Origin of the sequence: Corynebacterium efficiens YS-314, from assembly GCF_000011305.1 — a bacterium.
Lineage (GTDB): Bacteria > Actinomycetota > Actinomycetes > Mycobacteriales > Mycobacteriaceae > Corynebacterium > Corynebacterium efficiens.
This window is the reverse complement of sequence record NC_004369.1, coordinates 2,537,848-2,554,207: the sequence shown is the minus strand read 5'-3', so window position 1 is coordinate 2,554,207 and position 16,360 is coordinate 2,537,848. Positions and strand designations below refer to the sequence as shown.

The following is a 16,360-nucleotide window of genomic DNA, read 5'->3' as shown; positions in this document are numbered from 1 at the left end:
GGATCGACGACAAGCCTTGAATCATTTTGTGATTGGCTCGTTATTAATTTGTGATCACCCTAGGGACAATTCCCGCCGTGGGCCAAGTTCCGGAGGCGGTTAAACTTATGTATTTATCAGCCTTTGACACCTGTACGCAGGAGTTCCGGCAGGATTGTTAGATGGCTCACTAATTGATGCTCCCCCGCGACCCGGAGGGGAAAAGCCGTGCCCCTTTGACACTGTCATGCCCCCGGATGGGATGGGGTATCTCGGGCCCCATTCCCGCCCCCTGGGCAGAGGGGATGGTTGACGTGTGACTGTGCCCTTCGGTGACATCCGGCGATTCTGACCTGCCGCGGATTCGGCCCATTCTCACGCCGTCGCGCTGGCGGTCGGATCGTGTCACACTGGCCCGTGGCCATATGGAGAAAACTGCAAAAAACGCCGAAAAAGCTTGGGGCTTTAGATGTAGCCTGGGTCACGCCTGGTGATGCATCCTGAACAGGTCACCGCATGTTGGTGCCCTCTGACCTTGGGATCGGAGGGTTGAGCTCTGTGGCGAACCACATGTCCGCATTTGCCAAAGGAGGTGCCAATGATCCTCGGCATCATTGGAATCCTGTTATCTCTGGCCCTGTTGATCACACTCGCGTACCGGGGTATGCCGGTTCTCATCGCCGCCCCCATCGCATCAATTGTGGCGCTGGTGTTCTCCCAGGCGCCGCTGCTTCCGGCCTACACGGAGATCTTCATGCCCGCCATGGCCGGGTTCATCGGAAGCTTCTTCCCGGTGTTTCTCACCGGTGCCATCTTCGGCATGTTGATGACGGTGACCGGGTACGCGAAATCGATCGCCGCCACCGTCACCTCCCTGATCGGGAGCAAGGCTGCGATCGCCGCCACCGTGATCACCTCGGCCCTGGTGACCTACGGCGGCATCAGCCTCTTCGTGGTTGCCTTTGTCATGTACCCACTTGCCCGTGAGCTCTTCCGGGTGGCGGACATTCCCCGCCGGTTGATTCCCGCAACCATTGCCCTGGGCTCTTCACCTTCACGATGACCGCACTGCCGGGCACACCCCAGGTGCAGAACATCATCCCGGGTCAGTTCTTCGGAACCGGCTCCTTCGCCGGTGCGGCTATCGGCATCATCGGTTCCATCTTCGTCATGGTGTTCGGCCTGGCCTGGTTGGAGTTCCGTACCCGTCAGCTGCGTAGGAAGGGCGAACACTTCTCCAGTGTGCATAACGGTGGAGAGGAGGAGCTGCAGAATGGAAACGGCACCAAGCAGGCCACGGTGACACTCGCAGAACCCGCCAACCGGGTTATCCCTTTCCTTCCCCTGCTCACGGTGTTCGCCGTCAACTTCGCCTGCACGCTGTACATCTTCCCCGCAATGGACTGGAGTTATCTCTCGGGTGAGCAGTACGGCGGGATCACCCTGGCCAACAGGGCGGCACTGTGGGCAGTTCTGGTGGGTATCACCGCCGCTATCCTACTCATCCTCCTGATCAATGCCCGACATTTCCGGGAGCTGGTCCGTGCCGTGGGTGAAGGGGCGAAAAACTCCATGTTCCCGGCATTCAGTACCGCCTCCGAGGTCGGATACGGTGCGGTTGTGGCCTCGGTGGCAGCGTTTGCCGTGGTTCGTGATTCCATCTTCAACATGGGTGCCAATGCCATCATCACCTCGGTGGTGACGGTTTCGATCACTGCTGGCCTGACCGGATCCTCCTCCGGTGGCATGACCATCGCCCTGAATGCACTGGGCGATGATCTCCGAGAGATGGCCATCGCCGATGACATCAGCCTCGAGGTCATGCACCGTCTGACCGCCATGGCCTCCGGTGGCCTGGATACGCTGCCACACTCCGGTGCCGTTGTCACGCTCCTGATCGTCTGCGGTCTCACCCACAAACAGTCCTACAAGGATGTCGCGATGATCACCATCGTGGGTCCAGTCACCGCCGTGGCACTGCTGGTCGGCGCGGTTTCCCTCGGAATGTTCTAAATCGACACATCACTCCTTGAACACCATCTCCCATCATCGAAAGGCGGAACAATGAACACCACCAATGGAATCTCTCTGGACGGCCGTAAGGCACTGATCACAGGAGGTGCCTCCGGTATCGGAGCGGCCTGCGCCCGGGCCTTCTCCCGGGCCGGTGCCCATGTGACCATCTGTGATCTCAATGAGGATGCGGCTCGCGACCTGGCCGCCGAGGTCAACGGCGACCACTGGGCCTGGACCTCTCGGACACCGCTGCGCTGGAGGACCTCACTCTCGAGGTCGATATCCTGGTCAATAATGCCGGTGTCCAACGTATCTCCCCGATCCATGAATTCGATCCCGAGAACTGGCGTCTGATCAACCGGCTCATGCTGGAGGCCCCCTTCCTCTTGATGCGTGCCGCGATCCCCCATATGTATGGGCAGGGCTTCGGGCGCATCATCAATATCTCGTCGGTCCATGGATTGCGTGCCAGCGCGTTCAAGTCCGCATACGTCGCCGCGAAACACGGTCTGGAGGGGCTGTCCAAGGTCGCGGCCCTGGAGGGCGGCCCACACGGGGTGACCTCCAACTGCATCAACCCGGCCTATGTGCGCACGCCCCTGGTGGAGAAGCAGATCGAGGATCAGGCAGCCATCCACGGCATCGATCCGGATGAGGTGGTGGAGAAGATCATGCTCACCGAATCCGCCGTGAAACGGCTGGTGGAATCTGACGAGGTCGCGTCCCTGGCCACCTGGCTGGCCTCCGAGCATGCTGGGATGGTCACCGGCGCCGCCTACACCATCGATGGCGGGTGGACCGCGAGCTAGGTTCCATCGGGGGATGTTCAGGAAGGGGATGTTCAGAAGGAGGTGTTCGCGTTAACCTGGGGTGCATGAGTATCTCCAGGGATTTCGACGCGTGGATGGCTGACAACGGCATTGTTCCCGAGGTTGAGATCGTGCCCGATCATGCCTGTCAGGTTTTCCTTCCGTCCGATGGTGTGAGAATTTCCCTAGACCGGACGGAAGGTGAAGAAGGACACACCTCTTCCGCCGTCCTCTCGGAGGCGCGCGACCTCATCTCGCGACATCTCCGCTGAGATGAAACCGCAGGTATCCACCCCGAATGGTCCATCCCTGATTTCGACGGGGAAGTTTTTGTATCAAACACGCGAGGTGGCACGATAGGGGGAGCGGAATGATCCCATTCGGGACCGCAGGATGCAGCGGAAGACGCGCGTCAACAAAAGATGACGTTTTCCTCATGATTTATGGCATATTGTTTCCTATCCAATGACACCCTGGTGTAACAGGTGTGCCATTTTCCAGTTTTCATTATCTGAGCATGCACAGACCGATGGTTCCGGCACGGGGCCTTGAGGTGTCTGAGTCAAACAAGGAGCGAGTTCACACGTGACCGAACCAGGCAGCAACTTCGGGACCAGCCGACTGATCAACCGCTTCGATCAGGAACCCTATGCCTTCGCCTTCTCAGGCCAGGGCTTCAACTGGTTGAAGACCCTCCGCGCCGCGGTCGCCGCAGGCGCCGGCACCAATGTCCAGGGAATCGTCGAGCGCGCGCAGGAGCTGCTGGCTCCCGTCGCTGATGAACTTGCAGGTACCTTCCCCTTCGGTTTCGACCCGGTTGCCTGGGCCAACGCCGTGGACACCCCTAACTTTGATACCGCCCAGGCCGCCGTGAGTGTGCCCGGCATCTTCGTCTCCCAGATCGCCACCCTGGATTCCCTGGAGTCCCAGCGCCTGGATGTGGAGAAGTCCGTGGCAGCCATCGGCCACTCGCAGGGTGTGCTCGGTGTGCACCTGCTGAGGGACCTGACCCGTGCTGATGAGTATGTGGCACTGGCGCAGCTCATCGGAGCCGCCATCACCCGCACCGGCCGCATGACCGGACTTATCGCCCAGGGCACCCGGTCCCCGATGGTCGCCGTCGCCGGGGTCACCCGTGAGCAGCTGCAGGCCGCCATAGATAAGGCCGCCGCCGATGTGCCCGAGGAGATCCGCCCCGTCATCGGTCTGCGCAATGCCCGCACCACCTATGTCCTGGTCGGTCGCCCCGATGACAACCAGCGTGTGATCACCGCGCTGGAGGCCATGGCCGCCGCTGATGCCAAGGCGATTGAGAACAAGGAGCGCGGCGGTCAGCCGTTCGCCCCGCGCATCACCCAGCTGGATGTCCAGGCCGCCTTCCACCACCCGGCGATGTCCATGGCGGTTGAGCAGACCGTCGCCTGGGCGACGGCCTGTGGCCTGGACGCGGAGACCTCCCGTGAGGTCGCCGCCGACGTGCTGGTCAACCCCGTCGACTGGGTGGCTGCCGTCACCGGTGCGCTGGATGCCGGCGCCCGGTGGATCCTCGATGTCGGTCCCGACGGTGGCGTGGTGCCCCTGACCAACTCCATCCTCGCCGGCCGCGGTGCCGCCTCCTTCGCCGTGTGCGACACCGACGGTCAGGCCCGGGTCTTCGATGCCGGCATGGCACCGGAGCTGCCCCGCTCCTATGACGAGTTCGCCCCTCGGGTGGAATCCATCGATGGTCGTCCCCGCCTGGTCACGCGCTTCACCGAACTGACCGGCCGCAGCCCCATGCTGCTCGCCGGCATGACCCCCACCACCGTCGACCCCGAGATCGTCGCAGCCGCCGCCAACGGTGGACACTGGGCCGAGCTCGCCGGTGGTGGCCAGGTCACCCCGGAGATCCTCGAATCCAATATCGAGAAGCTCACCGGGCTGCTCGAACCGGGCGTCAATGTCCAGTTCAACTCGATGTTCCTCGATCCCTACCTGTGGAAGATGCAGATCGGTGGCAAGCGCCTGGTGCCCAAGGCACGCGCCAACGGTGCCCCCATCGACGGCATCGTCATCACCGCCGGCATGCCGGAGAAGGACGAGGCCGTCAGCCTCGTGCGCGAGCTTGTCGACGGCGGATTCCCCTGGATCTCCTTCAAGCCGGGCGCCGTCAAACAGGTCCACGCCGTCCTCGCGATCGCCCGTGAACTGCCCGACACCCCGATCATCATCCATGTGGAGGGCGGGATCGCCGGTGGTCACCACTCCTGGGAGAACCTCGACGATCTCCTGATCGCCACCTACGCCGACATCCGCGCCCTGGACAACGTCGTGCTCTGCGTCGGCGGTGGCATCGGCACCCCGGAACGCGCCGCTGACTACATCACCGGTTCCTGGGCGACCGCCCACGGCCTGCCCGCCATGCCTGTCGACGGCATCCTCATCGGCACCGCCGCCATGGCCGCCAAGGAGGCCACCACCTCCCAGTCCGTTAAGGAACTGCTGGTGGCCACCCCGGGCACCACCGAATGGGTCCCCGCCGGTGGCGCCGCCAACGGTATGGCCTCCGGACGCTCCCAGCTGGGTGCGGACATCCATGAGATCGACAACTCCTTCGCCCGCGCCGGACGTCTCCTCGATGAGGTCGCCGGTGATGAGGAAGCCGTCCAGGCCCGTCGTGAGGAGATCATCGCCGCCATCGGCAAGACCGCCAAGGTCTACTTCGGTGACCTCGGTTCCATGACGTACCAGCAGTGGCTCAACCGCTACCTGGAACTGTCCGGACCGGTCAACGGTGAGTGGATCGACGTCTCCTGGGCGAACCGTTTCGCCCAGATGCTCGAACGCGCCGAGGCCCGCCTCATCGACCAGGACCACGGACAGTTCACCCCGTCGCACACCCTGGAAGACGGAGTGGAGCCCCAGCAGGTCGTCGACAAGCTCGTCGCCGACCTCCCGCACGCCGCCACCGACCTGCTCACCCCGGCTGATGCGGCGTGGTTCCTCGGACTGTGCCGCACCCCGGGCAAGCCGGTGTGCTTCGTGCCGGTCATCGACAAGGACGTGCGCCGCTGGTGGCGTTCGGATTCCCTGTGGCAGTCCCACGACGAGCGTTTCGACGCCGACCAGGTCGCCATCATCCCCGGCCCGGCCGCGGTCGCCGGCATCACGAAAGCCAATGAGCCGGTCGCTGACCTGCTCGACCGGTTCAACGCCGCCTCCATCGAGCGCATCACCGAGGTGCACGAGGTCGAGCGCGACCTCATCGACGAGCTGCTCACCGCGCCGGGCACCTACTGGGCCGGCCGCAACACCATCTCCATGATCCACCGCCTCGGTGACGTGGACGCCTGGGAGCGCGACGGTGAGACCGCCCACCACGCCCCGACCGGTGCCCGCCTCGAGGTCGAGGACACCGAGCATGTCCTGCTCACCGTGCCGCTGGCCGGATCCACCGCGTTCGGCACCACCACCGATCTGGTCATCCGTTTCACCCTGCCCGGGGACACCATCCCCGGTGCCGTCCCACAGGTCACCCAGGCTGACGCCGAGGCCGCCATGGGTGAGCTCACCCGTGTCGCCGCCGGTGGCACCCTGGCCACCATCACCGATGGTGTCGCCGAGTGGGAGACCACCCTGGACGCCAGTCACCTGGCCGACTATGACAATGTCACCGCCGCGCACCTCCCGGCCACCGTGACCCCGGCCGCCACCGCACCCGATGTGCTCGTCGGTCGCGCCTGGCCCGCCGTGTTCGCCGCGGTCCGTTCCGCCGTGATCCCGGGTACCGATTCCGCGTCCGTGGTTGAGGGCATGCTCTCCCTGGTCCACCTCGAGCACCACATCAAGCTCACCGCCGAGCTGCCCTCCGTGGCCGACGGTGAGGTAGCGCTGCAGGTCACCGCCACCGCCGATGAGGTCTCCGATACCTCCATGGGCCGTGTCGTGGTGGTCCGCGCCCGCATCACCGCCGGTGATCAGCAGATCGCCACCCTGTCCGAGCGTTTCGCCATCAAGGGCCGCAACGGTGACACCGTCGCACGCACCAACACCTCCACCCTGCCCACCATCATCGACACCCCACGCTCCCACCGGGCCGTGGCCGAGGTGGTCGCACCGGAATCCATGCGCCCCTTCGCCGTGGTCTCCGGGGACCGCAACCCGATCCACGTCTCCGACACCGCAGCAGCCCTTGCCGGCCTGCCCGGCGTGATCGTCCACGGCATGTGGACCTCCGCCATCGGCGAACTGATCGCCGGTGCCGAGTTCACCGATGAGCAGGCCCACACCCCGGCCGCCCGCGTCGTGGAGTACACCGCCACCATGCTGGCCCCGGTCATGCCGGGGGAGACCATCGTGTTCACCGTGGAACGCTCCGCCGTGGATTCCCGCCCCGGCCACGGCGAGGTCCGCTCCGTCACCGCCACCGTCAACGGCAACCTGGTGCTCACCGCCACCGCCGTGATGGCCGCGCCGACCACCTTCTACGCCTTCCCCGGCCAGGGCATCCAGTCCCAGGGCATGGGCATGGAATCCCGCCGCAACTCCGCGGCCGCCCGCGCCATCTGGGACCGCGCCGACGCACACACCCGCGCCAAGCTGGGCTTCTCCATCCTCGAGATCGTGGAGAACAACCCCACCGAGGTCACCGTGGGCGGGGAGAAGTTCTTCCACCCCGACGGCGTGCTCTTCCTCACCCAGTTCACCCAGGTCGGCATGGCCACCCTCGGTGTGGCCCAGGTCGCCGAGATACGCGAGGCCCACGCCCTGAACCAGCAGGCGTTCTTCGCCGGTCACTCCGTCGGTGAGTACAACGCCCTGGCCGCCTACGCCGGTGTGCTCTCCCTGGAGTCCGTGGTGGAGATCGTCTACCGCCGCGGCCTGACCATGCACCGTCTGGTCGACCGCGATGAGAACGGCCTGTCCAACTACGGCCTGGCCGCCCTGCGTCCCAACAAGATGGGCCTGACCGCCGATGATGTCTTCGACTATGTCGCAGGTGTCGCTGAGCAATCCGGGGAGTTCCTCGAGATCGTCAACTACAACCTGGCCGGTCTGCAGTACGCGGTCGCCGGAACCCAGGCGGGCCTGAAGGCCCTGCGTGCCGACGTGGAGCACCGCGCACCGGGCCAGCGTGCCTTCATCATGATCCCGGGCATCGACGTGCCCTTCCACTCATCCAAGCTGCGTGACGGCGTGGGTGCCTTCCGCGAGCACCTGGATTCCCTCATCCCGGCCGAACTGGATCTGGAGACCCTCGTCGGTCGTTACATCCCGAACCTGGTGGCCCGTCCCTTCGAACTCACCCGTGAGTTTGTCGAGTCCATGGCCGAGGTCGTCGACTCCCGGTACGTCAACGACATCCTCGCCGACTTCGAGGCCGCCGCACGCGAGGAGCAAAAGCTCGCCCGCACCCTGCTCATCGAGCTGCTGGCCTGGCAGTTCGCCTCCCCGGTCCGCTGGATCGAAACCCAGGACCTGCTCATCCGTTCCCGCGAACAGGGCGGTCTGGGTGTTGAGCGTTTCGTGGAGGTCGGTGTCGGTTCCGCCCCGACCGTGGCCAACATGATGGGCCAGACCCTCAACCTGCCGCAGTACCGCGAGGCCGAGATCGAGGTCCTCAACATCGAACGCGACCGCCCGGTGGTCTTCGCCACCGATGAGGTGGTCCGCGAACTGGCCTCCGAGCCTGCCGACGCTGACTCCTCATCCGTCGACACGCCTGCGACGGAAGGTACCCAGGTTGCCGCCACCGCAGCGCCCGAGGCCGCACCGGCCGCTGTGCCCGCCGCACCCGTGGCCACCGGTGGCCCCCGCCCAGAGGACATCGAGTTCACCCCGGCGGATGCCACCGAGATGCTCATCGCCATCTGGACCAAGGTCCGCCCGGATCAGATGGGTGCCACCGACTCCATCGAGACACTCGTGGAGGGTGTCTCCTCACGCCGCAACCAGCTGCTGCTGGACCTCGGCGTGGAATTCGGCCTGGGTGCCATCGACGGTGCCGCCGACGCGGAACTCGGTGACCTCAAGGTGACCGTGTCCAAGATGGCCAAGGGCTACCAAGCCTTCGGGCCGGTGCTCTCCGATGCCGCAGCCGATGCGCTGCGCCGTATCACCGGCCCCACCGGCAAGCGCCCGGCGTACATCGCCGAGCGTGTCACCGGCACCTGGCAGCTCGGCCAGGGCTGGGCCGATCATGTCGTCGCCGAGGTGGTCATCGGTGCCCGCGAGGGAGCCTCCCTGCGCGGTGGTGACCTGGCCACCCTGGCTCCCGCCGCACCGTCGAGCGCCGCCGAGCTTGATGCGCTTATCGACGCCGCCGTGGCCGCCGTCGCCGCCCGCCTCGGCGTTGCCGTCTCCCTGCCGTCCGCAGGTGGCGCAGCCGGTGGAGTTGTCGACTCCGCAGCACTCGGCGAATTCGCCGAGCAGGTCACCGGTAAGGCCGGTGTCCTGGCCGCGACCGCACGCACCATCCTCTCCCAGCTGGGTCTGGATGCCCCCGCACAGGCCGCCTTTGAGGAGGCTGAGTCCGACAACGAGCTCTATGAGCTGGTCTCCCGTGAGCTCGGTTCCGACTGGCCACGCCAGGTCGCACCCAGTTTCGATGCCGACCGCGTGGTGCAGATCGACGACCGCTGGGCCTCCGCCCGCGAGGACCTCACCCGTGTCGCCCTGGGCGAACTGGATGAAGCCGACATCGATGTCACCGGCGCCGGCGAGGTCGTGGCCGTCCAGGCCGAGTACCTCGGTCTGGACGCGCTGGCCGAGCAGGCCCGCGACACCGCCGCTCTGGAGTACGCCGATGATGTCGCCGTGGTCACCGGTGGGTCGCCGAACTCGATCGCGGCGGCGGTCGTCGAGAAGCTCCTGGCCGGTGGTGCCACCGTGGTGGCCACCACCTCCAGCCTCAACCACGACCGCCTGGAGTTCTACAAGGAGCTCTACGCCCGTTCCGCCCGTGGCACAGCCGCCCTGTGGGTGGTCCCGGCGAACCTGAGCTCGTACACGGACATCGACGCGATCGTGAACTGGATCGGCACCGAACAGACCGCGACCGTCAACGGCAAGTCCAAGCTGATCAAGCCGGCGATGATCCCGACCCTGCTGTTCCCGTTCGCCGCACCGCGTGTGTCCGGGTCCATGGCGGATGCCGGTGGTCAGACCGAGGCCCAGATGCGCCTGTTGCTGTGGTCGGTGGAACGCCTCATCGTGGGACTGGCACCGCTGGGGGCTGACACCCGCGTCGGCCACCGCCTGCACGTGGTCATCCCGGGTTCACCCAACCGTGGCCGCTTCGGTGGCGACGGTGCCTACGGTGAGTCCAAGGCCGCCCTCGATGCCGTGGTCACCCGCTGGAATGCCGAGCAGAGCGCCTGGGGTGCACACACCTCGCTGGTCCACGCCCACATCGGTTGGGTCCGTGGCACCGGCCTCATGGGTGGCAACGACCCGCTCGTGGCCGCCGCCGAGGAAGCCGGCGTGGAGACCTACTCCACCGGGGAGATCGCCGAGAAGCTTATCTCCCAGGTTGCTGCTGAGGTCCGTGAGGAGGCCGCGCAGTCCCCGATCACCGTTGACTTCACCGGTGGCCTGGGGGAGTCCGACATCAACCTCGCGGAGATGGCCCGTGCACTGGAACAGGCACCGGCCGAGGAGATGGACAAGCCCCGCACCATCGCGGCACTGCCCACCCCGTACCGCCCGATTGTGCAGACCACCCCGGACTTCGACGGTCAGGTCACCCAGTCGCTGGACGGCATGGTGGTCATCGTCGGTGCCGGCGAGCTCGGACCGGTCGGTTCCGCCCGTACGCGTTTCGACGTCGAGGTCTCCGGCGAGCTGTCCGCCGCCGGTGTCATCGAACTGGCCTGGACCACGGGACTGATCCACTGGGATGAGGACCCGACACCTGGCTGGTACGACGCCAATGACGAGGCCATCGCCGAGGAGGACATCTACGAGCGCTTCCACGACGAGGTCCTGGCACGTGTGGGTGTGCGCCGCTACCACGACATGCCCGCCTACGGCATGTTCGACAACTTCGCCCCCGAGCTGACCACCGTCTACCTCGACCACGACCTGACCTTCTCGGTCGGGTCCCGCGAGGAGGCACTGACCTATGTGGAGTCCGAACCGGAGCTGACCACCGCCTCCTACAACGAGGCCGATGGTGAGTGGTCGGTCACCCGCAAGGCCGGTTCCGCCATCCGCGTGCCACGCCGCATGGCCATGACCCGCTTCGTCGGTGGCCAGGTGCCCAAGGACTTCGACCCTGCCGTCTGGGGTATCCCGGCCGACATGATCGACAACCTCGACACCGTGGCACTGTGGAACATCGTCTGCACCGTGGATGCGTTCCTATCCTCCGGTTTCGACCCGGCGGAGCTGCTCGCAGCCATCCACCCGGCACGCGTGTCCTCCACCCAGGGCACCGGCATGGGTGGCATGGAATCCCTGCGCGGTATCTACGTCGACCGTCTGCTGGCCGAGCCGCGCGCCAACGATGTTCTGCAGGAGGCCCTGCCGAACGTGGTGGCCGCGCACGTCATGCAGTCCTACGTCGGTGGCTACGGCCAGATGATCCACCCGGTGGCCGCGTGCGCCACCGCGGCTGTGTCCGTGGAGGAGGGTCTGGACAAGATCCGTGTGGGCAAGGCCGACTTCGTGGTCACCGGTGGTTTCGATACACTGTCCGTGGAGGGTATCACCGGCTTCGGTGACATGGCGGCCACCGCCGATTCCGCGGAGATGGAACGCAAGGGCATCGAGCACCGCTTCTTCTCCCGCGCCAACGACCGCCGCCGTGGTGGGTTCATCGAGTCCGAGGGTGGTGGCACCATCCTGCTGGCGCGTGCCTCCCTCGCCGCCGACATGGGACTGCCGGTCCTCGGTGTCGTCGGTTTCGCGGAGTCCTTTGCCGACGGTGCGCACACCTCCATCCCGGCCCCCGGCCTGGGTGCGCTCAGTGCCGCCCGTGACGGTGTGGAATCGCGCCTGGTCCACGCACTGGCCGAGGTGGGTGTGACCGCTGATGAGATCTCGATCATCTCCAAGCACGACACCTCCACCAACGCCAATGACCCGAACGAATCCGACATGCACGAGCGCATCGCCGCCGCGATCGGCCGGACCCCGGGCAACCCGCTGTATGTGGTGTCCCAGAAGTCCCTGACCGGCCACGCCAAGGGTGGTGCCGCAGCCTTCCAGCTCATCGGCCTCACCCAGGTGCTGCGCTCCGGCATCGTCCCGGCCAACCGTGCACTGGACTGCGTCGACCCGGTTCTGGCCCGCCACCAGCACCTGGTGTGGCTGCGCAAGCCGCTGGACCTCTCGTCCAAGGCGCCGAAGGCCGGTCTGGTGACCTCGCTTGGTTTCGGTCACGTCTCCGCGCTGGTCGCGGTCGTGCACCCGGATGCCTTCCACGAGGCGGTCCGCGTCGAGCGTGGCGACGACGCCGCCGAGCAGTGGCGCGCCGCCGCCACCGCCCGCGAGGATGCAGGTCTGCGCCGCATCGTCGCCGGCATGCACGGTGGTGTGCTCTATGAGCGCCCCGTCGAGCGCAACCTCGGCGTCCAGGCCGGTGCGGCCCGTGAGATCGAGGCGGCCGTGCTGCTCGACTCCCGCGCCCGGCTTGTCGACGGTGTCCTCAAGCCGACCGGTTACGAAGGCTAAACCCGGTGCGCCAAACCCGCCCTGTGGACCGTTGGTGGTCCGCAGGGCGGGTTTCGCCTTTCCCACAGTTCCGGGTGGATTACAGATGCAGTTCGGTGCCCAGCACAATGGTGCGGGTGGGTGGGGGGGTGGAAGATCTCGGTCCGGTTGGCCTGGTTCTTCTCCAGGCTGAGGAACAGTCTCTGCCGCCAGTCGCGCAGGCGGGACACCCGCGATGGACGTAGCGTCAGTACCGACAGCACATAGGATGCCTGCTCAAGATCGATCGTCAACTCGGGGGTCGTATCGACAGCCAGGGCGAGGTTGCGGGGGATGTCCTGATCATCGGTGAAACCCACCCGGATCCCCACGTGGACGATCCCGTCTGAGGCGGAGCCCACCTCATCCACCGTTATCCGATCACCGGGCTGTATATGGGGGACATTCTCGTGGATGATCCGCACGATGACCACATGTCCGGGGAGGATGTGGAAATCGGTGACGAATTTGACCAGCGCCAGGGGTGTCGTCCCTGCTGATGCATGCGGGAACACCGCCACCCCGGGAACCCGACGGATCTGCCGGTGGGGGAGGGATGCCATAAACTGGTGCAGTGGGCCCTCCAGCGCTCTGCGGGTCCGGGCGACATGCCGGCTGCCTGATTCCCAGGTTGTCATCACCACCATCAGGATCAGCGCGATCAACAGGGGCAGCCACCCACCGTCGAAAAGCTTCGTGGCACTGGCGGAGAACAACCAGATCTCCACCGAGCCCATGATGACGGCGAAGAGCGAGATCCTCCACGCAGCCCAGTGCCATACCCGGGCAGCGAACAGTGAGAACAACACGGTGACCAGCAGGAGGTTCCCGGTCACCGCCAGGCCGTAGACATTGTCCGGGGCGATGGTGACAGCATTGTGCTCCATGCTGAAGGCAGTGTGGAGCGCATACAGGGGGCTGGTGCCGATGTCACCGAAGACCACTCCCAGCGCACCGAGTGCCAGCAGCCACGAGGGGGAATGGGTGGGTTGGTCCGGGGCTTCTGGGGGGTCTGCGGGATCCTCGGGTGCAGGTGATGAGGTGTCCGTGGACTGTGGGGTCGGTTCGGTTGACCCCATCGGCCCGGTGGGCCGGGAATGTTCCATGCGGTAATTATGCGCCTGTGAATCCCGAATCGCTACAGTTTTTCTGGGTACGGGCAACAGGGCAGGTATGTCCACGGTGGGCCCGGCTTTATGGCCCGGCTGGCTGCGGAACGGGATCGTGGGGACGCTGATAGGATCTCCTGGTCGCATCAACCTTGACAGGTCCCACCCCCCCGTGACATGAAAGGATCCGCGGTCCACCATGACCTCCACCAAGACCAACCCGGATAACACCGTCATCCCCAGGCCCGTCGTGCTCATCCTCGCCGTCCTGGTGTTCACCGCCTTTGTGATGATGCTCAACGAGACCACCCTGGCGGTGGCGCTGCCGGCGATCATGGCGGACTATTCGATCGAGGCGAACACCGCGCAGTGGCTGCTCACCGGTTTCATGCTCACCATGGCCGTGGTCCTGCCCGCCACCGGGTGGATCCTGGAGCGGTTCACCACCCGACAGGTGTTCATCTTCGCCACCGCGGTCTTCCTGCTGGGTACCGTCATCGCCGCCCTGGCACCGACCTTCCCCATCATGCTGGGCGCCCGCGTGGCGCAGGCCATCGGCACCGCCGTGATCATGCCCCTGCTGATGACGGTGGCCATGACCGTGGTGCCCGTCCCGCGCCGGGGTGCGGTCATGGGGTTGATCTCCGTGGTCATGGCGGTGGGGCCGGCACTGGGGCCCTCCGTGGCCGGGGTGATCCTGAGTGTTGCATCCTGGCACATGATCTTCTGGGTGATGGTGCCACTGGTGGGTATCGCGGCCGTTCTCGGTGCCGTGAAGATCGGCAACATCAACGAGCCACGTTCCACCCCCTTCGATGTGCTCTCCCTGGTGTTGGCGGCCCTCGCCTTCGGTGGTCTGGTCTACGCGCTGAGCTCCATCGGGGTGATCCTGGACGGCGGTGACACCGCCCGCAACGCACTGATCATCCTGGCCGTCGGCGTGGTGGCGTTGGTGGTGTTCGTCTGGCGTCAGCTGTCCCTGGCGAAACAGGACCGTGCCCTGCTGGATCTGCGTCCCCTGGGCATCCGCAACTACACGGTCTCCCTGATTGTGTTGTTGGCGTTGTTCGGGGCGCTGCTCGGCGTGATGAACACGCTGCCGCTCTACATGCAGGGCTCACTGCTGGTTTCCGCGCTGGTCACCGGCCTGGTGCTGCTGCCCGGTGGTCTGCTGGAGGGTGTGCTGTCACCATTTGTGGGTCGCATCTACGATCGACGTGGCCCCCGGGCGCTGGTGATCACCGGCATGATCGTGGTGGTCGGTTCGCTGTTCTGGCTGTCGACGGTGGATGAGACCACCCCGGTGGGCATGCTGGTGGCGGTCCATGTGCTCTTCTCCATCGGCCTGGCACTGCTGTTCACCCCGCTGATCACCACCGCCCTCGGATCGGTGCCCAAGCACCTCTATGGGCATGGGTCGGCGATCATGAACACCCTCCAGCAGCTCGCCGGTGCCGCCGGCACCGCCGTGATGATCGCCGTCTACAGCGGGGTCAGCCAGTCGGCCATGGCGCGCGGGGTGCGGGAGGAGGTGGCGCTTGCCGACGGTGCGAACTCCGCCTTCTTCGCGTGTGCCTGCGTGGCGGTGGTGGCTCTGGTCTTCGGGTTGTTCATCACCCGTGTGCCCACCACGGATGGGACCTCCGATGGGGCAGAATAGGAACCCATGATCTCGATTGGAACCGATCTCGTCCATATCCCGGCCTTCGCGGACCAACTCGCCCAGCCGGGCAGTTCCTTCATGGATGTGTTCGGGGCGGGGGAGCGTCGTCTGGCGTCGAGACGCGCCGGCAACCGCAACGCCGAACACCTGGCCGGCCGCTGGGCGGCGAAGGAGGCCTTCATCAAGGCCTGGTCGCAGGCGATCTACGGGCAGCCCCCGGTGATACCTGAGGAGGATGTGCAGTGGGCGCTGATCGAGGTGCGCGCCGACCGCTGGGGGCGGGTGGCCCTGGACATCGCACCGTCGCTGGACACCCAGGTCCGGGAGAGCATCGGTGATTACACCACCAGCCTGAGCATCAGCCACGACGGCGACTACGCCACCGCGGTGTGCGTGCTGAGCTACGCCGTGGCCACCGAGAACAGGTAGGACACGAGCATCCGCTTGATCTCCTCGACGATGGATTCGAAGGCTTCGTCATACTCCGGGCCGCTGCCGATGTCACGCACCGCGTAGTTGAGCAGGGAGCTGACGGTGTGCACCAGCAGGCCAGCCAGTGACATCCGCTCCTCATAGGAGGCGCCACGGGCCAGTGGTCTCATCACCTCGGCGATGATCTCCAGCATCTCCTTCTCCGTGGCGGCGGCCGTGGCACGGGTGGCCGGGGTGGACTGGATGGCATGCCACACCGCACGGCGGGAGGGGTCCTCCCGCCACAGACCAGCCAGGTGCTCGATGAACTCATCGAGGATGTCCGGCCACTGCAGCGCCGGGACCTGCTGGGAGAACTTCTTCAGCTCCGCCACCGCCTCGGCGTTGTCCACCCGGTCCAGCTCGCAGATGAGCACATACTTGTTGGCGAAGAACTGGTACAGGGTGCCGATCGGCACCTCCGCACGCTTGGCCACCTCATCGAAGGTGAAGGATTCAAAACCCAGATCGACCAGCACCGATCGGGCGGCGGTGAGGATACGGTTGAACCGCTCCCGGCTGCGCTGCTGGGCGGGACGCCGCCTCGGAACCAGAATCTCGGTTCCGTCGAGGGCGGGGTCGGCTGGGTCGGCTGTTCCTGCCGTGTCTGAATCTCTACTGGAATCCATGGTGGCTGAGGT

General features: G+C 65.7%; 8 protein-coding genes and 2 pseudogenes. 8 read left to right on the top strand and 2 right to left on the bottom strand.

The features are described 5' to 3' along the window. The first annotated feature begins 577 nt into the window (after window positions 1-577). The 6 genes and pseudogenes from CE_RS15520 (at window position 578) to CE_RS11835 (ending at window position 12,458) form a co-directional block, all read left to right on the top strand. Entirely contained in the window at window positions 578-1,042 is a 465-nt protein-coding gene (locus tag CE_RS15520; protein WP_006768403.1) for a GntP family permease, read from the top strand. Beyond that, window positions 1,039-1,992 (top strand): GntP family permease, encoded by a 954-nt coding sequence (locus CE_RS11850; RefSeq protein WP_006768402.1) that lies wholly within the window; start codon window positions 1,039-1,041, stop codon window positions 1,990-1,992. The genes CE_RS15520 and CE_RS11850 overlap by 4 nt, the downstream gene beginning before the upstream one ends. A 51-nt stretch (window positions 1,993-2,043) precedes the next feature. Continuing rightward, window positions 2,044-2,804, top strand: a pseudogene (locus CE_RS11845) (3-hydroxybutyrate dehydrogenase). A gap of 65 nt (window positions 2,805-2,869) precedes the next feature. Then, a complete protein-coding gene (locus CE_RS11840) occupies window positions 2,870-3,076 on the top strand; it encodes a hypothetical protein (RefSeq protein WP_006768399.1) in 207 nt (68 codons plus the stop codon). Window positions 3,077-3,389: 313 nt separating this feature from the next. Beyond that, a pseudogene (locus tag CE_RS15880) lies at window positions 3,390-4,094 on the top strand (hypothetical protein); the annotation flags it as partial. Between the two features lie 102 nt (window positions 4,095-4,196). Further along, the gene (locus CE_RS11835) at window positions 4,197-12,458 is read left to right on the top strand and encodes a fatty acid synthase subunit beta domain-containing protein (RefSeq protein ID WP_407921260.1); all 8,262 of its coding nucleotides are present in this window, start codon (window positions 4,197-4,199) and stop codon (window positions 12,456-12,458) included. Here the strand turns inward: CE_RS11835 and CE_RS11830 are convergent. Next, complete coding sequence (locus CE_RS11830) at window positions 12,455-13,582, bottom strand: KUP/HAK/KT family potassium transporter (protein ID WP_162096722.1); 1,128 nt, start codon at window positions 13,580-13,582, stop codon at window positions 12,455-12,457. The two genes, CE_RS11835 and CE_RS11830, sit on opposite strands and share 4 nt — an antisense overlap. A 202-nt stretch (window positions 13,583-13,784) precedes the next feature. Between CE_RS11830 and CE_RS11825 the strand changes: the two genes are divergently transcribed. Both CE_RS11825 and CE_RS11820 read left to right on the top strand, forming a co-directional pair. Then, window positions 13,785-15,245: an MDR family MFS transporter gene (locus tag CE_RS11825; protein WP_006768395.1), complete on the top strand. Its 1,461-nt coding sequence runs from the start codon at window positions 13,785-13,787 to the stop codon at window positions 15,243-15,245. 6 nt (window positions 15,246-15,251) lie between these two features. Then, window positions 15,252-15,677 (top strand): holo-ACP synthase AcpS, encoded by a 426-nt coding sequence (locus CE_RS11820; protein WP_006768394.1) that lies wholly within the window; start codon window positions 15,252-15,254, stop codon window positions 15,675-15,677. On the opposite strand, the gene CE_RS11815 is transcribed toward CE_RS11820, so the two are convergent. Beyond that, entirely contained in the window at window positions 15,650-16,348 is a 699-nt protein-coding gene (locus tag CE_RS11815) for a TetR/AcrR family transcriptional regulator (protein ID WP_006768393.1), read from the bottom strand. The two genes, CE_RS11820 and CE_RS11815, sit on opposite strands and share 28 nt — an antisense overlap. Between the last annotated feature and the right edge of the window lie 12 nt (window positions 16,349-16,360).